At 41.8% G+C, this 21,338-nt stretch carries 21 protein-coding genes; 18 read left to right on the top strand and 3 right to left on the bottom strand.

The genetic code is table 11. The annotated features are described in order from the left end of the window. The first annotated feature begins 26 nt into the window (after positions 1-26). From trpS to scpB, 3 genes are read left to right on the top strand one after another with little or no spacing between them, the layout of a single operon-like run. Complete coding sequence (gene trpS / locus DP73_RS02010; RefSeq protein ID WP_034597107.1) at positions 27-1,001, top strand: tryptophan--tRNA ligase; 975 nt, start codon at positions 27-29, stop codon at positions 999-1,001. Continuing rightward, the gene (locus tag DP73_RS02005; protein WP_034597106.1) at positions 1,001-1,768 is read left to right on the top strand and encodes a segregation/condensation protein A; all 768 of its coding nucleotides are present in this window, start codon (positions 1,001-1,003) and stop codon (positions 1,766-1,768) included. The genes trpS and DP73_RS02005 overlap by 1 nt, the downstream gene beginning before the upstream one ends. 6 nt (positions 1,769-1,774) lie before the next feature. Beyond that, the gene (gene scpB, locus DP73_RS02000) at positions 1,775-2,326 is read left to right on the top strand and encodes an SMC-Scp complex subunit ScpB (RefSeq protein WP_034597153.1); all 552 of its coding nucleotides are present in this window, start codon (positions 1,775-1,777) and stop codon (positions 2,324-2,326) included. A gap of 103 nt (positions 2,327-2,429) precedes the next feature. Here the strand turns inward: scpB and DP73_RS01995 are convergent, their stop codons facing one another. Continuing rightward, positions 2,430-3,338: a DUF4474 domain-containing protein gene (locus tag DP73_RS01995; protein ID WP_052090341.1), complete on the bottom strand. Its 909-nt coding sequence runs from the start codon at positions 3,336-3,338 to the stop codon at positions 2,430-2,432. 517 nt (positions 3,339-3,855) lie between these two features. On the opposite strand from DP73_RS01995, the gene DP73_RS01990 reads away from it, so the two are divergent. The 7 genes from DP73_RS01990 (at position 3,856) to DP73_RS01960 (ending at position 9,283) form a co-directional block, all read left to right on the top strand. After that, positions 3,856-4,521, top strand: a complete 666-nt coding sequence (locus DP73_RS01990) for a DUF2953 domain-containing protein (RefSeq protein WP_034597105.1) — start codon at positions 3,856-3,858, stop codon at positions 4,519-4,521. 7 nt (positions 4,522-4,528) lie between these two features. Continuing rightward, on the top strand, positions 4,529-4,972 hold the full coding sequence (gene ytfJ, locus DP73_RS01985; protein ID WP_034597104.1) for a GerW family sporulation protein: 444 nt from the start codon (positions 4,529-4,531) through the stop codon (positions 4,970-4,972). A 95-nt stretch (positions 4,973-5,067) separates the two neighbouring features. Continuing rightward, positions 5,068-5,649 (top strand): nucleoside recognition domain-containing protein, encoded by a 582-nt coding sequence (locus tag DP73_RS01980; protein ID WP_034597102.1) that lies wholly within the window; start codon positions 5,068-5,070, stop codon positions 5,647-5,649. Beyond that, on the top strand, positions 5,646-6,185 hold the full coding sequence (locus DP73_RS01975; RefSeq protein ID WP_034597100.1) for a spore maturation protein: 540 nt from the start codon (positions 5,646-5,648) through the stop codon (positions 6,183-6,185). Before DP73_RS01980 ends, DP73_RS01975 begins: the two co-directional genes overlap by 4 nt. 51 nt (positions 6,186-6,236) lie before the next feature. Continuing rightward, on the top strand, positions 6,237-7,037 hold the full coding sequence (locus tag DP73_RS01970; protein ID WP_034597099.1) for a glycosyltransferase: 801 nt from the start codon (positions 6,237-6,239) through the stop codon (positions 7,035-7,037). Continuing rightward, positions 7,022-8,458 (top strand): glycosyltransferase family 39 protein, encoded by a 1,437-nt coding sequence (locus DP73_RS01965; RefSeq protein ID WP_034597097.1) that lies wholly within the window; start codon positions 7,022-7,024, stop codon positions 8,456-8,458. Before DP73_RS01970 ends, DP73_RS01965 begins: the two co-directional genes overlap by 16 nt. A 54-nt stretch (positions 8,459-8,512) precedes the next feature. Further along, positions 8,513-9,283, top strand: a complete 771-nt coding sequence (locus tag DP73_RS01960; RefSeq protein ID WP_034597096.1) for a pseudouridine synthase — start codon at positions 8,513-8,515, stop codon at positions 9,281-9,283. Here DP73_RS01960 and DP73_RS01955 read toward each other — a convergent pair. Further along, positions 9,278-9,790: a hypothetical protein gene (locus tag DP73_RS01955; protein ID WP_034597095.1), complete on the bottom strand. Its 513-nt coding sequence runs from the start codon at positions 9,788-9,790 to the stop codon at positions 9,278-9,280. The two genes, DP73_RS01960 and DP73_RS01955, sit on opposite strands and share 6 nt — an antisense overlap. A 206-nt stretch (positions 9,791-9,996) precedes the next feature. Between DP73_RS01955 and DP73_RS01950 the strand changes: the two genes are divergently transcribed. The 4 genes from DP73_RS01950 to DP73_RS01935 all read left to right on the top strand — a co-directional run bounded on the left by DP73_RS01950 (position 9,997) and on the right by DP73_RS01935 (position 15,078). Continuing rightward, a complete protein-coding gene (locus tag DP73_RS01950; RefSeq protein WP_034597151.1) occupies positions 9,997-10,464 on the top strand; it encodes a hypothetical protein in 468 nt (155 codons plus the stop codon). 60 nt (positions 10,465-10,524) lie between these two features. Then, the gene (locus DP73_RS01945; RefSeq protein ID WP_034597094.1) at positions 10,525-12,249 is read left to right on the top strand and encodes a LytS/YhcK type 5TM receptor domain-containing protein; all 1,725 of its coding nucleotides are present in this window, start codon (positions 10,525-10,527) and stop codon (positions 12,247-12,249) included. Next, entirely contained in the window at positions 12,224-12,985 is a 762-nt protein-coding gene (locus DP73_RS01940) for a LytTR family DNA-binding domain-containing protein (protein WP_034597093.1), read from the top strand. Before DP73_RS01945 ends, DP73_RS01940 begins: the two co-directional genes overlap by 26 nt. Positions 12,986-13,224: 239 nt before the next feature. Then, positions 13,225-15,078, top strand: a complete 1,854-nt coding sequence (locus tag DP73_RS01935; protein WP_205623348.1) for an L-lactate permease — start codon at positions 13,225-13,227, stop codon at positions 15,076-15,078. Between the two features lie 221 nt (positions 15,079-15,299). Here the strand turns inward: DP73_RS01935 and DP73_RS23275 are convergent, their stop codons facing one another. Further along, positions 15,300-15,602: a hypothetical protein gene (locus DP73_RS23275; protein WP_165574367.1), complete on the bottom strand. Its 303-nt coding sequence runs from the start codon at positions 15,600-15,602 to the stop codon at positions 15,300-15,302. A 119-nt stretch (positions 15,603-15,721) separates the two neighbouring features. On the opposite strand from DP73_RS23275, the gene DP73_RS01925 reads away from it, so the two are divergent. The 4 genes from DP73_RS01925 to DP73_RS01910 all read left to right on the top strand — a co-directional run bounded on the left by DP73_RS01925 (position 15,722) and on the right by DP73_RS01910 (position 21,301). Further along, positions 15,722-16,450 carry a FadR/GntR family transcriptional regulator gene (locus DP73_RS01925; protein ID WP_034597149.1) on the top strand — a complete coding sequence of 243 codons (729 nt, stop codon included), beginning with the start codon at positions 15,722-15,724 and terminating at the stop codon, positions 16,448-16,450. Positions 16,451-16,781: 331 nt separating this feature from the next. Next, positions 16,782-18,431: a lactate permease LctP family transporter gene (locus DP73_RS01920; protein WP_034597091.1), complete on the top strand. Its 1,650-nt coding sequence runs from the start codon at positions 16,782-16,784 to the stop codon at positions 18,429-18,431. 189 nt (positions 18,432-18,620) lie between these two features. Then, complete coding sequence (locus tag DP73_RS01915) at positions 18,621-20,009, top strand: FAD-linked oxidase C-terminal domain-containing protein (protein ID WP_034597088.1); 1,389 nt, start codon at positions 18,621-18,623, stop codon at positions 20,007-20,009. 2 nt (positions 20,010-20,011) lie between these two features. After that, entirely contained in the window at positions 20,012-21,301 is a 1,290-nt protein-coding gene (locus DP73_RS01910; RefSeq protein WP_034597087.1) for a (Fe-S)-binding protein, read from the top strand. Positions 21,302-21,338: the final 37 nt, after the last annotated feature.

Below are 21,338 nucleotides of genomic sequence, written 5' to 3'. Positions count from 1 at the left end.
CCTAAGAAATAGAAGGGATTGTTAATATGAAAGGTAGAATATTTAGCGGAATGCGCCCAACAGGGGCTTTGCATATTGGGCACTTAAGTGTCATTCAAAATTGGGTGACCCTTCAGGATGAGTATGAAAGTTATTTTTCCATAGTTGATTTACATGCCTTGACGACGGGATATGAAGATAAATTAGACTTTCCAAGTTTACGTAGAGAAATAGCTTTAGATTGGCTCAGTGTTGGAATTGATCCTCAAAAGAGTGCTATCTTTCTTCAATCAGATGTCAAAGAGCACGCGGAACTTCATTTGCTTTTTTCCATGTTTACCCCTCTGTCCTGGCTTGAAAGAGTACCCACCTACAAGGATCAGATTCAACAATTGAGTCAACAGGGTAAGGAACTGGGTACATATGGTTTCTTGGGGTACCCTCTTTTGATGGCAGCGGATATTTTGGTCTATAAAGCAGATGCTGTACCTGTGGGTGAAGATCAAATTCCCCATGTTGAACTTTGTCGGGAAATTGCTCGTCGTTTTAATCATCTTTATGGAACCGCTTTTCCTGAACCGAAGGCTTTAATAGGCAAAGTTCCTCTCCTCCCGGGAGTAGATGGACGGAAAATGAGTAAGAGTTATCATAATGCTATATCCTTGACCGCCTCTCCTGAAGAGATTAAGACCAGGGTACAACAAATGGTAACCGATCCGGCTCGGCTGCGTAAAGATGACCCCGGACATCCGGAAGTATGCGTTGTTCATAAATTTCATAAAATCTACACTCCTGAAGTAGCAGACATCGAAGAAAAATGTCGGGCTGGAAAAGTAGGATGTGTCGCTTGTAAACGGAATCTGGCAGAAAATCTAGAGAAGTTAATAAGTCCGTTTAGGGAAAGGCGTTCCTATTGGGAAGAGCCCGGCCGAGTAGAAAAAGTTTTAGAAGAAGGTGCCATACGCGCCCAGGAAACAACCTCACAGACAATGAAAGAAGTTCGCCACCTCATGGGGTTATAATGGAACGTGAAAATAATAGTCCTCAATTTGAACTTCCTGCCTACCAAGGCCCCCTTGATTTATTATTAACTCTCATACAACAAGAAAAAGTGGATATTTATGATATCCCTATTGCCCGAATTGCTGACCAGTTCGTAGATGTCGTTCGTCGGATGGAATCCATGGACATGGAAGTAACCACTGAATTTTTGGTTCTCGCAGCCCAATTACTTTATATCAAATCAAGAGAACTCTTGCCAAAACCCCCGAAAAGTGAAGAGAGTCCAAGGGAAGAAGAAGATTTACGCCAGGAACTGGTTGAGCGCTTGATTGCTTATCGAGCCTTCAAACAAGCGGCTAAGGTTTTTGAAAGTATAGAAACCTCATCGGGACGATCTTACTATCGAGAAGTTAATATTGAGGGTTTATTAGCAGATGTCAAGCCGGAAGATCCACTAAAGGGGATAAGTTTTGACGATCTTTGGCAAGCCTTTTGTCGGGTTATCGAACGGGCTGAAAAAGGGGAAGAAATCACCTATGTTGAACCGGATGAAATTGCCATTGACCTTATGCTCGCGGATGTATTGCGCCGTGTTCTGCTTCATCCCAAAGGGCTTCGCTTCAATCAGCTTATGAGAATTGGAACACGCATGGAAATAATTGTATCATTCCTGGCGCTGTTAGAACTCTTAAAGTCAGGAAAGGTGCGTGCTGAGCAAGCAACGCTCCTCAGCGAAATAATGCTGTATCCAACGGAAAAAGCTTGGGAATTTACAGAAGAGGAGTAGATGGAATTGCTGTTTAGGGAGCCGGAAACAGCTGCCTTAGAGGCTCTTTTATTTGTTGCCAAGGATCCGCTTACCCTTGTACAGCTCAGTGAGATTCTGGAGTTGGACATAGCCAAAATTGAAGAGCTTCTTTATGAATTACGAAGGCGATATGCTATAGACTCTTGCGGATTAGCCTTGCTGGAAATGAATGGCGGCTTCAAATTAGGAACTAAGCCAGAAGTGGCCCGATATATAGAAATCCTATATAAGCAGCCCGCCCAGGCTTTGTCTAATGCAGCCTTGGAAGTACTTTCTATAATTGCATACAAGCAACCTGTAACAAGAGGTGAAGTAGACTTCATCAGAGGAGTCCAATCTGATCGGGCCTTAGCAACTTTAGTGGAAAAAGGACTTGTTAAGGATGTGGGACGTAAGGATGGCCCCGGGAGACCTATTCTTTATGCTACAACAGAGCAGTTTCTCCTGCATTTTGGGTTGCGTTCCTTAAATGATTTGCCTGAGTTAGAAACTGAGTATTTAAGCAATGATGAGGTAGCCAGCACACAAGAAGAGTAAATCATCGTATTCTAAAAAAGCAATCTCCAATTAGAATTCTAAAAGGAGATTGCTTTTTTATATATAGAATAAGTTGTAGGTTTTTCCAATAGGACAGGAAATACTAGTTATCTTCACTGAGTACTCGAGAGGCGAGGTAGGTTGCCACTGCAACCAGAAAAACAAGTAATACGGTTTCGTAAATCCCAAACAAGGGTTTTGCCTTGCCCATTTTAATTATTTTTTGATAAAGCTCCGGGGCCTGTTCTTCAATAGCGGCTACTTTATCTTGCAGATTATCAAGACCTTGGGTGATCTCTTGATATTTAGCACAGAGTAATTCGTTTTTTCTTTGTATAATCCGGTCAGTGGCAGCCGTGCGAGTTACTGGTTGCTCGGAGTGAGGAGCAGCATATAAAAAGCTAACTGAATTTCCATTAATCGTTAAGTCCGCCTTTGAATACCCAGCATTATATAGGCCGGCAATAAAGGCATCACGCATAAGCCTGTTTTTCAAATTAATACTTATATCCATAGTTAGTTCTGAGGGTTCGGAGAATTCGCCCAGTTTAAATCCGGTTAACCACCAATGCTCTCCTTCTCGTCTAAAAAGAACTTTTCCGTTTTTCCTTAATACAAAGGACATTTGCAGAAGATCAGAATCGCTTGCACAATTGTAAAAAGTACCGGTAAAAAATCCCGGTATTTTTAAATCAAAAGCTTCGGTGTAAACTCCAATTTCTCCTCCGGAAACTAGATCATATTGTCCTTTCCACAAACCAATCATCCATTTTTTGTTGTTATATTCAAAATGAATAGGTTCACAATCGATGATCATTCCTAAAGGAGCTGCCGCTTCATCAAAAAGGCGACAGTATCCAATTTTTCTCTGCCATGGATTCATCGTTGAATAGAATATATCTTGCACTGAATCATAATCGTATCCTGCTATTTCAACAACTTTATCCAAATCTGAATTCGTCATTCCCTTAGCTATAAAGCCGGAATTGTCATTATTTATTTGAATGGACATAACTATCCCCCCTTAGTACATATTATTGGCTCTAGGCATACTAAGGTGCATGAAATTGTCAAATTTGATAATTTAATCATGCTTAAGGGAATCATTAGCAGGGGTTATCTTTAAAGGGCTTTAGTAATTCAATAGAAATGAAGAAAGATGAGAGTGTAACAGGTTTAATGTATACACCGCTCATCTTTTTTTACTTTAGATTCCATGCTGTTTAAGCTAATATTTTCTTTCAATTGTCATGCCTAACATTATCATTCCAACTACAGCAAACACATGAAAAATAAACCAGCCCGGCTCCAGAAAACTAAATGTGCCAGGATCAACTTTTCTTAATCTCATTATATTTGAAACCTCCATTTCACCTAATTTGCGACAGGTTAGTTTTTGTAGTATTCGGGTTAAAATACAGAAGTTAGAAAGGAAATACTTTCTAGATAGATATTTACATTTGCTTATTGAATAATTAAGCTCTATTCTGGGAATCTTACCCTTTTAGGGTTAGTCACCAGGACGATGTATGATGTACGGAGGGGTTGGAGTGCGGGTTTTAGCTTTTTTGCTCGCGATGCTTATTTTACTTCTAATTGGCTTTGCCTTAAAAATACGAGTAGATTTTCGTTATAGACGCATTGCTGAAGAAGATCATATAGATATAAATTTTAGGGCCTTTAAGGGAATTTGGCGAGCATATTATCAAATTCCAACCCTTCAATTGGAGTGGGAAAAAGGACCTCAAGTTGAATTTGAGCAAGTAGCAGAATTGAAAGGTGGGGTTCGCAAGAGTACAACCAAAGCTCGTGTTCGTTATATACGGCGAGGCTTTCTTAGTAGGCTGTGGCAGAACATTCCCCTAATTACCAAGCATTTAAAACACCTTAAACGCCAATTCTATAGAGGAATCCATTGTAAGTCCATCGATTGGCGAGTAGAAATTGGATACAAAGATGCTTGCCATACGGCAATTGCAGCTGGGTCTTTTTGGGCTATGTTTGGGTTTGCACTTTCCTATCTTTATCGACAAGTGACTATGGAAGTAAAGTCTCCAGCAATAGTAGTTGTTCCTCAGTTTAAAAAAGAAGGTTTCTTTTGTGATATTCAATGCATATTCCATCTCAGAATAGGCCATATTATTTTTGTAGGACTGAGGTTATTACGAACGTTCAAGCGGGGTATAAGGGGGTAGACAACACATGGGGAATCATCCGATTGAATCATTAATGAAAACTGCTATGGAAAGCATCCAACAAATCGTTGACGTAAATACGATTGTGGGCGACCCGGTTGAGAGCCCGGACGGCTCTGTGATAATTCCAATTTCAAAAGTTTCTTGCGGATTTGCGGCAGGCGGAAGTGAATTTGCTCCGCCGGATGACAAAGATTCCGGACATTCTGGGGGTGGAACCCCTGGGCAAGGACCGGCGCTGCCATTTGGTGGAGGTGCCGGAGCTGGAGTATCCGTTCAACCGGTAGGGTTTTTAGTAGTAGGCAACGGCAACATCCGACTTCTCCCAGTCGATAGTAATGTAGTAGTTGATCGACTGATTGATACTGTTCCGGATTTATTAGAGAGAATCGGCGGAATGTTTCAGAAGAAAAAGAGAACCACGGACGATATTATTATCGCCCGCGACTAGAATAAATTGCCAATCAGAATAAGATTAGCAGAAAGAACGGGATATCTCGTTCTTTTTTGTTTGTCCTTTTCATACATTTAGGCAGGGGGTGGGAAATGGTTAATCTCATCTGGCTTTTAATGTTGGCAATTGGTATAGTCGTCGCTGCTTTAAACGGACACATCGAATCTGTCACTACATCAGCAATGAAGGCAGCAGAACTGGGAGTAGAGGTTGCTATCGAACTAATCGGAGTAATGAGTTTATGGTTAGGTCTAATGCGTTTGGCTGAGGAAGCTGGATTAGTTAAAGGAATTGCCCGGATTTTTGGGCCGGCAATTCGTCGCCTATTTCCATCTCTCAAACCAGATAGCAAAGCTCTAGGTGCCATAATTATGAATCTGAGTGCTAATATATTAGGGTTAGGTAATGCTGCAACTCCTTTTGGACTTAAGGCCATGCAAGAACTCCAAAAAGAAAATCCGACACCTGATGTGGCAAGTCCTGCGATGATCACTTTTCTGGCCTTGAATACCTCATGTATTACTCTAATCCCGGCAACGATTATCGGAGTTCGCTTAAAAGCTAACTCCGTTAATCCTACTGAGATTATTGGGACTACTATAGTTGCGACAGGATGCGCTATGTTCATGGCCATCCTTGTAGATTACTTAATTCGTCGCAGGAGGAAGCTATGAACATAATCGCAGAGATATCCAGATGGGCCATACCACTCCTCCTTTTACTTGTGCCTATTGTAGCCTACTTGCGAGGAGTTCCTGTTTACGAATCATTTGTAGAAGGTGCGGAAGAAGGATTTAAAACAGGTGTACGAATTTTGCCATTCTTAATTGGGATGTTGGTCGCAATTCGAGTGTTCGTTGATTCCGGGGCACTTAATATTCTATCCCATTGGCTTCGGCCACTCATCAACATGCTAGGATTAGATCCTGATTTTGCAGCGATTATTCCGTTAGCAATTATGCGACCTTTAAGTGGTTCAGGTGCCTTGGGCGTGGCAACACAGTTAATCAATGAATATGGTCCGGATTCCTACATCGGTCGTTTAGCCTCAACATTGCAGGGGAGTACGGATACAACTTTCTTTGTGTTGACGGTATATTTTGGTTCAGTGGGCATAAAAAAATATCGATACGCCCTAAAGCTAGGTCTACTTGCAGATATTATTGGTTTGATCGTTTCGGTTTGGATAGTTACTAAAGTGTTTTATTGATACGTACTTTGTGCATACTAACAATGAACCTAAAAAGGGGGCATTGTTAGTATGCTATATATTGTTTTGCCAGCGTATAATGAAGATCAAGCACTTGCTGAACTGTTAGAAGATATCAGAACAAATTGTGCACAGATTCCTCACCAAATCGTTATAGTTAACGATGGGAGTACAGATCGTACTTTAGATATTGTTCATCAATATACTCAAGACTACAACAATATACACGGAGTAAATCATGAGCAAAATAAGGGATTAGGGGCTGCTATTAACAGTGGCTTCCAATATGTTTTAAATCACTCTTATCTCATTAAAGATCAAGACAAAAAAACTTGTGAGAGCAAAATTTGTCCGGATATTGTCATCACGATGGATGCAGATAATACTCAACCAGCAGATTGTATTCCCCTGCTTTATGAGGAAATCTGCTCAGGCTCAGACCTGGTTATTGCTTCCCGGTATGTCCCAGGAGGAGAACAACATGGGCTCTCATTAGGGCGTCGGGGATTATCTTGGGGGGCGGGGAAAGTCATGCAATTATTTGCTCCTATCAAAGGTGTCCGCGATTATTCATGTGGATATCGGGCTTATCGTCTTAAGCTTCTGGCTGAGGGAACCCGTCAATATGGGCCGGATATAATTGTTAGTCGTAATTTTTCGGGGATGGTTGAATTGCTCTTGAAGATTGCTCCATTCGCAGAACGGATAACGGAAGTCCCCTTAAAACTTCACTATGAACTAAAAAAAGGTGCCAGTAAAATGCGAGTTTGGGCTACAATCTGGGGCTACTTTCAACTTATTTACCAATTAAAACGTAATAAGTGGAGTACAGTAGAATGGGCCGAGGAATAAATCGTTTACTTTTAGCAGGAATTTTACTAATGGCTTTAGGACTTCGTCTGCGTGGAATTACAAATCCATTGCTTGATGATCAGGCATGGAGACAGGCAGATACAGCTAGCATGGCTACTCATATGCTAGGGCATTTATTGGATTTTCCAAAGGTTTTCTTACCTCAGCTTAATTATGATGGGGTTACTCCACAACATGTTGAGTTGGAGTTTCCATTTTTACCATATGTGTTAGCATGGACTTGGACAATTTTCGGTTGGACGGACTTATGGGGGCGGATCTGGTCAGTCTCTTTAGCGTTGTTTACGGTGCTAGGAATTTATGACCTGGGCCGAAGGATATTTAGTGAGCGGGTTGGACTTTTTGCCGCAGCAATTTACTCCCTGATGCCTTTGTCGATTTATTATGGGAGAGTTGTCATGCCTGAACCAATGGCTCAGGCATGGAGTATCTGGGCTCTGGCCATGGTTTGGAGATGGAGAACTTCGCCAAAAGAAACTGGGAGTTGGCAAGCAGGCTTAATAATGGCTGGGGCAATCTTAGCTAAGCTTCCCCAGCTTATGCTGTTTCCCGTTGCCCTCCTATTAGGTTTTTGGCCATTGCAAGAAAGGGTAGGGCAAATAATCCGCTACAGTTTGATTGTGCTTATTCCACCAATGGTTTATTATGTATGGGTACATTTTAATGTTGATTCTTCTAGTCAATTTGTTTCGGGAATACTAACTGAGCAAGTTGCCGGCTCAGCAAAGATCAATTGGGAAGTATTAGAGAAAAATATTAAGGGCGGGTTTACAGATATTGTCTTGTTTCTCTCTGGCCTAGGGCTGCTGCGTCTCTGCTTTTTTCGTTCGCCGGCACGGTTAGCCTTTTGGGCTTGGGGGGGAATCAGCATTTTGTATATAGGGATAGTTTGTGCCCGTATTCCCTTGGATTATTACTTAGTGCCTGTTTTACCTTTAGTTGCCCTATTAAGTGCTTATGCTATAGACGGTATTGCATATTTGCCAGGGACTGTTATTGGGAGTGTGCTTTTGGCCTTGATTTATAAGGGTTCCTATAGTGATTTAACCCCTAAGTATCAATGGAATCAAGAATACCTAAGTCAAGCCCAGTGGATTGAAGATCATACAGATATCTCAAGTGTGTTAGTATTAAGTGATCCTCCGCCAATGACATTTTATTATGCTAGAAGAGTTGGATTTAGGTTAAATACTGTCGACGATCAAGCATCTTTTAATCTTTTGCAACAGTTTCCCGGGGATTACCTTGTTCGTCTTCCCCAAAGCGCCCAGAACGAGAAATTCTGGAGAAATGTGCAAGATAGGTATTCTGAAATTGGACCAGGTATCTTTGATCTCAAGATTACAGAGGCGTCTCCCTTGCTAAAGGACACAGAAGTTCTTGGAAAGCGGATAGAGTAAAATTATCTTTCGAATTATAAAAACGCTAGCAGCGAAAATCAGAAAGGAAGAACAATGAGCCAAGAGAAAGAGGATGGAGAACGCCTTCAAAAAGTAATTGCTAAAGCAGGCGTTGCATCCCGCCGACATGCAGAACAGCTTATTCTTGAAGGTAAAGTAAAAGTAAATGGGGCAAAGATTTCTGTTTTAGGATATAAAGTTGGGGTGGATGATTCCATTGAAGTTGATGGAAGGCCTATCAAACATACAGAAAAACTGCACTATTACCTTCTTAACAAACCTGTAGGTGTGATTACTAGTGCTCAAGATCCCCAAGGTCGACCTACGGTTATTGATTTATTAAAAGAAGTACCTGCGAGAGTTTATCCGGTTGGCAGATTGGACTACGATACCTCCGGAGCATTACTGCTTACTAATGATGGAGAGTTGGCACATCGTCTGATGCATCCTTCCTATGGAGTGGAGAAAACCTATCGCGTTTGGATTAAAGGGCCAATGGGGATTAATGCCATAGAAAACCTTAGACAAGGTGTTTTACTTGAAGATGGAAACACCGCACCAGCTAAAGTCCAGCGAGTGTGCGGTGTTTCGAAGAGAAGGGACGAAAAGCTTAAACCTAATCATATTGAAATTTTAGAAGTCACAATTCATGAAGGGCGAAATCGTCAAATTCGACGTATGTTTTCCGCTGTGGGATATCCGGTCTTTAAACTGGAGCGGATTCGATTTGGATCTCTCAGTCAGGGAAACACTCTTCCTCCGGGTGCGTACAGAGCTCTGACAAAAGAGGAAATCAAAGAATTGCGATCTCAAGTAGGATTATGATTTAGGGTAAACAGGATGATCAAGCTCTTTATTCCACTTTTCTACATCTCTACCACCATAACCCTGCAAGGTGTTGGCAACAGCATTGATTTTTTCGTGCTCTGTTTGGATTAGAACCAACCAGTGTCCGGTACGAACTTCATTCTCGTAATGTCTTGCCCGTATTTCCGAAAGTCCATAGCTTAAAAGGACTTCTGCCAGTCCACGGCTGGGAGGCTGATGCATAAGCTCGCTGGCCAGTGGCCCTGCTACAATTACCTCCCCTAGATTTGGAACAAAAAACGGTGGTGCTTGGACAAGCCAGGTGTGATATTTGTCGTGATTGGTTTCACTCGGGTAATATGCTAACTCATTGGCGATTTCTTCACGGTATTGACCTTGATGGAAGTATTCACTGCGGATTATGACTGAGACTTTAGAATTTGCTAAGGATTCCCCTTGTATTTCTTCGATAGCTTCTTTAGTTTGTTGTTGTCCCTTGAAAATTGCAACTGCAGTTTTAAGCATGTAATTTTATCCTCCTTGTAACTATACTATCTGTTGAAGTTTTCTTAGTATGTCCATAAATTCTAAGCCTAAAGCAAGGCCTGCAGGATAAAATTAAACCCATGGAGAATATTTTATAGGATTCATCTAAATATAGGCGTTTGGTAAAAATCCAGGGCCTTAAATTTAAGTTGAACGATTATGATGGGGAACGGAGAGAACCAGTAATGAAGATTCGGATTGGAGATGAACTCCTAACAGAACACATCCGCGTACGGATTCGAGTGGATTTTCGCGGTGAATCGAAAACTGGACGCTTTTTCTTTGGAGGAAAGAGCAAGGAATTAGTGGCTGAAACGATGCGCGAGCAACAGGTAGCCTTATTGCGCAATGTTCCACTACAAGGAATCATCATCGAAGATATCGATCTAAGTTTAGATATCTATACTGTCTCTGAAGAAAATGGACGGCGGCACCACGACGAAGTTGCTTATGCACCAATTATTTTAACTCTGAGGGTTGAAAATATTGACGACTTACTGCCCTTCTTAGTTAAACCAGAGTTTCGCAAAATTGAATTTTTAAGCCCTGAAAATATTTCTTTGCACCGGCTGGATATGGAGAGATTACTTTTTCGGCTGAGTCAGTCCTTTCAACAAGAGTTGAGATTGCTTGAACAAAAGTATTCCCGTTGATAGTATCGAATAGTAAAAGTAAAATAATTTTTGTTTGGCTACGAAGAAGAGGATGAATCTATGGATTTAATCAAGATATTAGCTGAAAGGCTCAGTATTATTGTGACCATAGCGTTACTAATGACGAAGAGTCAGGTCTTTCGCCGATATTTGAATTCTCAACTAAACAAGCGTCAGACCTTAACCTTAATGCTAATTTTTGGCGTATTCTCCATGGCAGGAACTTATTCGGGGGTTTCAATTCATGGCGCTAATGCGGCTAATACGAGTGCAATCGGAACAGTAAGTGCGGGTATGCTTGGCGGGCCACTGGTTGGTTTAGTTGTTGGCGCAATTACAGGCTTGCACTTTTACATATTCTATGGAGGGTTTACTGGTTTAGCTTGTGCAATATCTCCAATATTGCAGGGCTTGCTGGGAGGGCTCATTTATTGGCTGGCAAGGGATAAAAACGATGATTGGAAGGTTGGCGTGGGGCTGGGAATAATTGCCCAAATAATGGAGATGGCTATTATTCTTATGATTGCCCGTCCTTTTGAGGAAGCATGGAACCTAATCATGGTCATTGCCATGCCAATGGTTATATTTAATGGGCTTGGAGTGGGTCTTTTTTTATATATTATTAAGACAGTTTATCATGAGGAAGAACAGATTGCCGCCCTACAAGCCCAGAATGTCCTGCAAATAGCCGATATAACCTTGCCTTATTTTCGCAAAGGCCTCAACCTGGAAAGTGCTCAAAAAGCTGCATATATAATTCGAAAAATGTCCAATGTGGCGGCGGTTGGAATAACAAATGAGCAGCAAATAATTGCCTATGTCGGTTTAGGATCAGATCACCATTTTATTGGGCAACCAATTATGACTGAGGCAAGTCATAAAGTCTTGCAAACTGGTAAATCTATTCAGGCGGTATCTGAAATGGACATTCATTGCCAACATCCGAATTGTCCTCTCCGCTCAGCTGTTGCCGTCCCTTTACGCCCTGGTGAGAAGACAATCGGGGCTTTAATTCTTTATCGTGCACAACGTGGTAAATCGATTATTGACGTAACTTTAGCGGAAGGGCTAGGAAAGCTTTTTTCCACTCAACTTGAACTAGCCGACCTTGAGCACCAAAAGGAATTAAGTACTGCCTCTGAAATCCGAGCACTTCAAGCTCAGATTCAACCTCATTTCTTATTTAATACACTAAATACCGTTGTGAGCCTGATTAGGAAACAGCCGGAAAAAGCGCGGGAGGTTCTTGTTTTTCTGGGTGAATTCTTACGCCGCAATATGCGTCAAGGGGTTTTATTCCACACTGTACGAGAAGAATGTAAACATGTTGAAGCCTATCTGGCTATCGAAGAGGCCCGATTTGCAAACAAGTTGAAAGTCGATATGTACATTGAGGCAGGGACGGAACATATTTTGCTGCCACCCCTTGTCTTGCAGCCTCTGGTTGAAAATGCAGTAAAACATGGACTATTACCCAAGGATGATGGTGGTACATTATCGATCCGTATCCACAAGGAGAATGATAGGATAACTATTAAAGTTCAAGACGAAGGAATCGGCATGTCAAGTTTTAAGCTGCGCGCCATTTTAGAAGGGGATCAAGAGGAAGATACAGAGGTAGGCATTGGTTTAAAGAACGTACATCAACGTTTGGTAAAACTCTACGGACAGGGCTTGATGATGGAAAGTATTCTTGGCGTGGGAACGATTGTTACCTTTCAGGTTCCCATTTCAGGAAGTTCACTTAGAGGGGTGACTTATGGCCAAACTAGTATTAGTCGATGACGAACAGCCTGCACGAGAAGAACTGCGATTTTTGTTAGAGCAATTTCCTGAAATAGAGATTATTGGTGAATTTTCAAGTGGGGCAAAAGCTCTGCAAGGAATTCCCAGCCTGCAAGCAGAAGTTATCTTTATGGATGTCCATCTTCAGGATATGGACGGCATTGATGTTGTTCGAGCTCTTCAACAGTTGGATATGCGCGCTTCCGTTGTTTTTGCTACCGCTTATGATGTTCATGCTATACGGGCTTTTGAACTTAATGCCGTAGATTATATCCTTAAACCCTTTTCTCAGGAACGCCTGAAGGTTACAATTGATCGTATCCAACAACGTCTACAGCCTCATGACCAAGAATTATCGCAAAAAATATCCCGTTTAATTCAGGAAATAGGGGTTAAACAACGACCGCGCAAACTTGCAGCAACCTCTAAGGGACGTGTTGTCTTGATTGATCCCCAGGAATTACTTTATGTGGTCGCTGAAGGTCGCTATGCCAGTTTGGTAACAGAACATAAAATGTGGCCTACAACCTTCAGTTTGCACGAAATTGAGGAAAGACTGGATCCAGCCCAGTTCTTGCAAACTCACAGAGCTTACATCGTTAACCTAGATCGTATTAAAGAAGTAATTCCTTGGTTTAACTCAACCTATAAGATTATTATTGATGCCGAGAAAGCAACTGAAATTCCAGTTAGTCGAACTTATATCAAAAAACTTAAAGAGCGGCTTGATGTTTGAGTGTTCTAGAACGAACACTCTTTCTTTTGCACAAAAATGAATATGCAGAACATTACACCGATTCATAATTTCATGTCAATATTTTTGCGTTTCATGCAAAGAATCTAGAGAATTTTCGCACAATATAATATTCTTTAATTACATTACTTGAAGGGGGGGCTTCAATGGTCTGATGACTGAATATTATAAAGTCTTTGAATTAAACAACTGAAGAATGAACTTTGAAAGGGAGTTGGATTATGCAGTTTTTACAAAATTACAATCCTTTAGGTAGTCCAGTCTTATCAACATTAGTTGCTGCGATCCCAATCGTTACGTTATTATATTTACTTGCATTCCACCCCAGAACGGACAAGCATGGCAATAAACACAGAGGTATAGAACCACCTCCGGCTGCACTTATTTCAGGTTTTATGGCTATCCTTATCGCAGTATTCATCTTGAAGATGCCTTTACCTGCGGCTTCAATGGCTTTTGTCAACGGAGTACTATATGGACTTTTTCCTATCGGTTGGATTGTTGTTGCTGCGATGTTCCTGTACACAATTACGCTTGTTACCGGGAAATTTGAAACCGTTAAGGACAGTGTAAGTAATCTGTCTGCTGACAGAAGAATTCAGGCTATCCTTATTGCTTTCTCCTTTGGTGCATTTATTGAAGGTGCAGCCGGTTTCGGAACTCCTGTCGCCATTGCCGGTGCGTTAATGGTGGGTTTAGGGTTTAAACCTTTTACTGCTGCAGTGCTTTGCCTGATCGCTAATACTGCCCCGGTTGCTTACGGTGCTATTGGTACTCCTCTTATTACTCTGGCTAAAGTAACTGGACTTCCCGAATTTGCTCTGAGTGCAATGGCTGGTCGTCAACTTCCTTTCTTTTCTTTAATAATCCCTATCTGGACCATAGCTACCATGGTTTATATGGATAAGAAAAGTATGAAAACTGTTGTAAAGGATACTATGGAAGTTATGCCAGCTCTGCTTGTGGCTGGTATCAGTTTCGCTCTTACTCAGTTCTACGTTTCTAACTATATCGGTCCAATGTTAGTAGATATTCTTGGCGGTATCGTTTCGATGCTGGCAGTAATCTTCTTCCTTAAAGTTTGGCAGCCCAAAACAACCTATCGTTTGGTCGGAGAAGCTCCTGCAAAAGTTGGTTCTAAGCATTCTACAAAAGAAGTTGTTATTGCTTGGATCCCTTGGTCATTCCTAACCGCCTTTGTATTTCTCTGGGGTCTGCCCCAAGTTAAGGGTCTTCTGAACATGTTTTATAATTATCCTATCAACGTTCCTTTCCTGCATAATGTAGTTGTTAAAACTGCGCCTGTTGTACCTAAAAACAGCCCTGAAGCTGCTGTATACTCATTAAACCTCCTTTCAGCAGCCGGAACAGGCATTTTCATTGCAGCTATATTAACGGGACTTTTCCTAAGACTTACGGCTGCACAGTGGAAGGAAGCGGCCTTACGTACTGCAAAGAGGATGAAAACCCCGTTGCTGACTATAGGATTAGTTATGGGTATGGGTTTTACCACTAAATTTGCTGGGTTGGATGCTATCCTTGGTCTCGCGTTTACCAAAACTGGTATCCTGTATCCGTTCTTCGCTGCTATGCTGGGTTGGTTGGGCGTATTCTTGACAGGAAGTGACACGTCTTCTAACGTTCTGTTTGGAAATATGCAGAAAATTACTGCTGAACAGCTTGGACTTGATCCTATTTTGATTGCGGCTTCAAACAGTACGGGTGGTGTTATGGGTAAAATGATTGACGCCCAAAGTATTGTTGTAGCTACCGCTGCTTGTTATGAAAATAGGCAAGAAGGCAGCCTTGCAGTTGGTCCGATCTTCCGTACAGTATTCTGGCACAGTATCATTTTAGCTGCTCTGGTCGGTGTTCTTATAATGCTGCAAGCTTATGTGTTCCAGTGGATGATCCCTCCTGCTACATGGGGCGGAGGAGCTGCTAAAGCAATTGTTGCTTATAAACTCAGTGGAGTTCAGCTCCTAGCTGTTTTAGCTGGGCTGCTTGGAGGGTCTTATATCCTCGGAATGATGCTTGATACCACGGGTAAGAAAAATATCACAAGAAATATGTAAACTATCGGAAAGGCTCCAAAACTTCACAAATCAGAAATCAAGGAGCCTTTCTTATGTTCGCTGGCATAAACTATATCACTTCAACCTATTCGGAAAGATTTTAACCACAGTTAATTCCAGTCTGCATAGCTTAAGATGCACAATAGGCCTTAAATTTATAAGTTATGCGATTGTGGCTGCTCCGACGAGCATAGGTATTCCTACAGCTCCATGGAGTGCTATTAATCATACTTCCAGCTATAACGGCAGACATAGCTGGGAAGTCGAGTCCAACCATCAAAGGAACAGCAGCTGCAGCAGGAGTACCGACCTGCTGCAGCACCATCCCCAAAAAAGCATGTGCAGCAGGAGTGCCGACCTGCTGCACATTTTATCGCAGTAACCAAATAGTTGGGCTGCTTCTCCCACATCCTGCAGAAAGCTAATCCCTGCAAAACAGTGTCTGCAAAAGGGTTATCCGTGCGAAAGACAGTGTCTTCGTGTGTCACACAGCATTCTGAGGCTCGCCCAAGCGCTGACCTCATTTGCCAATCCTGGGCCAGAAGCTGTCTTTGTGGTCTTTCATTTTTCTGAGTAGTAAGAGAGGTTTTAGCCTTGGAGTCAAGGAGGCTATATACAACCGATGTGCGAGGAGAGAAAAAGGGTGATAATCAAACCCATTAGAACCCCAAAAATTTATGAACAGATTGTTGAGCAGATCAGTCAACAAATTGCCCAAGGTCATCTAAAACCCGGAGATCGATTGCCTTCAGAAAGGGAATTAGTGGAGCGGTTTAAGGTAAGTCGTGCATCGATTCGGGAAGCTATTAGCGCCCTTGTAATGATGGGACTTGTAGAAGTACGTTCTGGCGAAGGAAGTTATATCAGAAAAGTAAATATGGAATCTGTAGTAACCCCTTTAGCTTGGATGCTGTTTATCGAAAAAAATGCAGATCTGGAACTCTATGAGGCTCGAAAAATTCTAGAAGTGCAAGCTGCTGGTTTGGCCGCAGAGAGAGCAGATGAAGATGAGATAAATGATATGTTCGAAGCGCTAGAAATCATGCGAAAAGATCTTAAATTAGATCACCTGGGTGAAGAAGCAGAACATCACTTCCATTATGCAATTGCCAAAGCAGCTCATAACAAAATTTTCTTTCGTTTGATGATGACTCTCTCGGATACTATTCGCAAGAGCTTAAAAAGCAGTCGTAATTGGCTTTACAAACATGAAGAAACTCCTCAGAAGTTATTTAATGAGCATTTCCTAATATATGAAGCGATTAAAAATCGCGATGTACAAAATGCTCAAAAACTAATGTTGGATCATCTTGTAGGGGCCGAGAACAAACTTAAGAAGTATTTAATTGAAAATAATAAACAGAAACACTAGTAGCACAGAAAAGTTAACTTAGTCACTCAAAAGAAGAAATATCTTTATGGTAAAAACAAAACAAAATTCATAGGAGACAGCAATCAGAAAACCGAAGTTCAGCCTCGGTTTTTTATTTTGCTATTTTATCAGAAGACGAATATTTAAGCAGAGAATTGCAAACAATTCCCTAGTAAGAATAATTAGCATTGCATATTTTCAAATTGGTTTTTAACCTCGTTTATAATGGTTATGCTTACGATTAGCCACAAATTAAGTGAGGAGAGATGCGCAGAAAGAAATTAATCTATCTAGAGGTATGATACAAGACTATGAAAGGTGGAAGTAATAAATGCAATGGACACAAAACTATTCCGCGCTTGGAGGTAGTATTGGACTTACAGCATTAGTGGTATCTTTGCCTATCTTCTATTTACTATGGGCCTTAGCAATAAAACGCATGAAAGGGCACATAGCTGGAGTAACTACGCTGATCTTTACTAATATTGTTGTTATTCTAGTTTACAAGATGCCAATAGGAGTTGCCCTTTCGTCAAGTGCCCTTGGTATCCTTAATGGGTTATTTCCCATTGCTTGGATTATTGTAACTGCAGTTTTCTTGTATAACTTAACTGTTGAAGCAGGTCAATTCGATATTATTAAGAGTTCAATCGCTTCTTTGTCCAACGACCGTCGCCTCCAAGCACTTCTAATTGCTTTTTCCTTTGGGGCTTTTTTAGAGGGTGCTGCTGGATTTGGTACTCCTGTAGCAATTACTGGTGCGATTTTGATCGGTCTGGGCTTTGAACCCCTCTATGCGGCAGGCCTTTGCTTGATCGCCAACACCGCTCCGGTAGCCTTCGGAGGAATTGGCGCTCCGATTATTGCCGCTGGTGCAGTAACCGGTGTCAATGCAGATATAATTTCTGCAGCAGTGGGTCGTCAACTTCCCTTCCTTTCCGTTTTTATACCATTATATTTAATTATCCTAATGGCCGGCTGGAAAGGTGCTAAAGAAGTTATGCCTGCAATTCTGGTTTCAGGTTTTACCTTCGCCATAGCCCAGTGGTGGTCTTCAAACTACCTTGGACCAATGCTACCCGATATTATTTCTTCACTCATTTCGCTAATTGCGACAGCAGCTCTGCTCAAAGTCTGGAAACCGAAGAACATTTGGCGGTTTGCAAATGAGAAAAGTGAGAAAATCGAACAATACAAGAAGTACTCGGGAGGTGCGATACTTAAAGCTTGGTCTCCTTTTTTGGTTTTGACTGTCCTGGTTGGAATTTGGGGTACAACAAGCTTCAAAAATTTTGTCACCAAACAGCTGGAATGGTTTGTTAACATTCCCCATTGGCCTGGGCTCGATGGCCTGGTCATAAAAACTACGCCAATTGTCACAAAGCCAGCAGTGTATGGTGCCTATTACAAATGGGACTTCTTTGCCGCAGCCGGAACTGCGATTTTAATCTCTTCAATTATTACAATGCTCATTCTCGGTGTCAGTCCAGCCAGGGGAGCAAAAGTAGCACGATCCACTTTGAAAACACTAATCTATCCGACCATTACAGTAAGCTCTGTACTTGGCTTTGCTTACATTGCTAACTATTCAGGATTATCTTATACACTCGGGATTCTTTTTGCAGGAACCGGTCATTTGTTTCCCTTCTTCGCTCCGGTTCTCGGTTGGCTCGGTGTATTCTTGACAGGATCTGATACCTCGGCAAACGCCTTGTTCGGACAACTTCAAAATGTCACGGCTCAACAGGTTGGGGTAAATCCTGTTCTGACTATTGCCGCTAATAGTTCAGGCGGAGTTGTAGGAAAGATGATATCTCCACAATCTATAGCAGTCGCGACGGCAGCTACTGGTTTAGTGGGTAAAGAATCCGATCTATTCAGGTTTACGTTCAAGCATTCAATCTTTCTCCTATTACTAATTTGCCTTATGACCTATTTACAGGCGTATGTAGTACCAGGGATGATTCCGGTTATTCAATAATAAAGAAATAAATGTAAGAAAATAATAAATATACCTAAAGTGGGGAAAGGTTGTTTTTGACCTTTCCCCTTTATTTGAAATAAATGCGTTTTACATATTGAAATACATAAATAATTGAATTAATATATGGTTAGGTGGTCTGACTATCAGACGAAATTAAATTTTTAAAATACTATAGGGGGTAGATGAATGCTAGCTCGTGAAGTTATAGAAGATCTAATTAAAGTATTGGGTAAGGAAAACGTCCTCACGGAGCAGGAAGACTTACTGACCTATGCTTATGACGCGACAGCTGCAATGAAACATCATAAGCCGGGAGTCGTGGTTTCACCCCTTAATACCGAGCAAGTTGCAGAAGTTGTAAAGATAGCTAATCGCTATAAGGTTCCCGTCTATCCACGTGGTTCAGGCACGAATTTAAGTGGAGGTACTATTCCATCTGAGGACAGTATCGTTCTATCAATGCTAAACCTCAATAAAATCCTGGAAGTGGATCAGGATAATCTAACGGCAACGGTTCAACCTGGAGTGATTATTCAAGACCTAAATAACGCTGTACAGCAGTTTGGGTTGATATATCCGCCAGATCCAGGGACAGTCACAACGGCTACTATGGGCGGTTCAGTTTCTGAATGTTCTGGTGGATTGCGTGGACTTAAGTATGGTGTTACCAAGCATTATATTATGGGTTTGCAAGTAGTTTTAGCGAACGGGGAAGTTATTCGCTGGGGTGGAAAAACAGTTAAAAATGTTACTGGTTATGATTTAGTAGCTCTCTTTACAGGAGCAGAAGGAACCTTAGGAATAATCACGGAAATTCTCGTGAAGTTAATCCCTGCTCCTGAGGCTCGTAAGAGTATTATGGCTGTTTTTGATGATGTTGACAAGGCTGGAAAAGCTATAGCTTCGATTATCAGAAATAAGATTATTCCTGCTACCCTTGAGATTATGGACAATGTTACCATACAAACCGTGGAACACTTTGTTCACGCTGGACTTCCCCTAGATGCTGAAGCAGTTCTGCTAATTGAAGTAGACGGATATAAAGAAGTTGTTGAACGGGAAGCGGTTTTAGTCGAGCAGATTTTAAAAGAGGAACAGGCTGCCGATGTCAAAATTGCTAAGGATGATAAAGAGCGGGATCTATTATGGTTGGCACGTCGAAGTGCCCTTCCGGCCTTAGCTCAAAAAAGGCCGACCACGGTTCTGGAGGATGCAACGGTACCGAGAAGTAAAATCCCCGATATGATTAAAGCCATTCGTAAAATTGCCGAAAAGCATAAACTCAACATCGCAACTTTCGGTCATGCTGGAGATGGCAACCTACATCCAACGATTTTAACGGATGAGAGAGATCAAGACGAAATGAAGCGAGTTCACTTAGCCGTCGATGAGATATTCCAAACAGCGATTTCCTTAGGTGGAACCCTTTCAGGGGAACATGGCATAGGAATTGCTAAAATGAAATATCTAGATTGGGAATTTGGCGAAGCCGGCGTTGCATTACTGCGAAGTATGAAAGAAGCCCTGGATCCCAACTATGTGTTGAACCCTGGGAAAATAGTGAGGAGGGACTAATCGTGTCCGTATATAATTCTCTGGATTCGATTACCGAAGAACTCCATAAATGCATGAAATGCGGAAACTGTATGGCAGTTTGCCCTATCTATAAGGAAACCCGCCAAGAAGTTGCTGTGGCAAGGGGAAAAATCAGCCTCGTCGAATTCCTTCTTTCAGGAGAAGCTGAAATGACTCAAGGGCTGGCAGATCGTTTTTCTCTATGTACAACCTGTATGGCATGTAATAATAACTGTCCCTGTGGAGTTAGATTTGACAAAATTATTTTAGCAGCTCGAGCTGAGGCTGTTCGCAAAAAGGGTCTGCACCCGGTCAAAAAGATTGCCTTTACTGCGCTTAAGATGCAGCGTATGTTTGATTTTGGTATGAAAACAGGCAGTATGTTCCAAGGTGTGGCCTTAAAACACGTACCTCATAAAAGTGATCGTATTGCCAGAATGCGTTTTGATATTGGGATTGGCACGGATAAAGTATTCCCAATGCTAGCCAGCAAGACATTGCGTTCGGAGTTTCCGGAAGTTGTTAAGGTCGAAAAACCTAAGATGAGAGTGGCCTTTTTCACCGGATGTATGATTAATTACTTCTACACAGATATTGGGAAAGCGGTTGTAGAGGTTCTTAAAGAAAATGACATCGAAGTTGTAATTCCTAAGGGTCAAGGATGCTGTGGAATTCCCGCCTCAGTAAATGGAGATGTTGCCTCGGCTAGTGCTTTAGCAAAAAGGAATTTAAGAGCATTTGAGAAGCTGGGCGCGGACGCTTTGGTAGTGGCATGTTCCTCCGGAGGAACTGCTTGGAAGCATGTCTTTGGTGAACTTTTGGACAATGATCCGCAGTTTAAGGCCTTAGCCGATAAATGGGCTGGCAAGTCCTACGATATTTCTGAATTTCTGATTCACAAAGTACCTTTCAAAAAAGAAGGTTTAGGACGAGTAAATCGTAAAGTGACTTATCATGATCCCTGTCACTTGAATCGTGGACAAGGGATTAATAAGGAACCACGAGAAATCTTAAAGAGTATTCCGGGTGTGGAATTGATTGAAATGAAAGAACCAGGGCGTTGTTGTGGGATGGCTGGATCTTTCAGCCTTGTGCACCCTGATCTCTCTGTACAGATCTCTGATCGTAAGACAGCGGATATTGAGTTGACCCACACTGATACGGTGGCAACAGGTTGTCCAGCATGTAGGTTACAGCTAAAAAGCGGAGTGGAAAATGCCGGAATAAATGAGGAAGTTGTGCATACTGTCCAAATTTTAGCGGAGTCATACCGAGCTGGCAAAAAGAAGTAAATCAGGGTGTTGAAAAACATGGGAACACTTTAAGAAT

It is taken from the genome of Desulfosporosinus sp. HMP52 (genome assembly GCF_000765145.1).
Lineage (GTDB): Bacteria > Bacillota > Desulfitobacteriia > Desulfitobacteriales > Desulfitobacteriaceae > Desulfosporosinus.
This window is presented reverse-complemented; position numbering and strand designations above follow the sequence as displayed.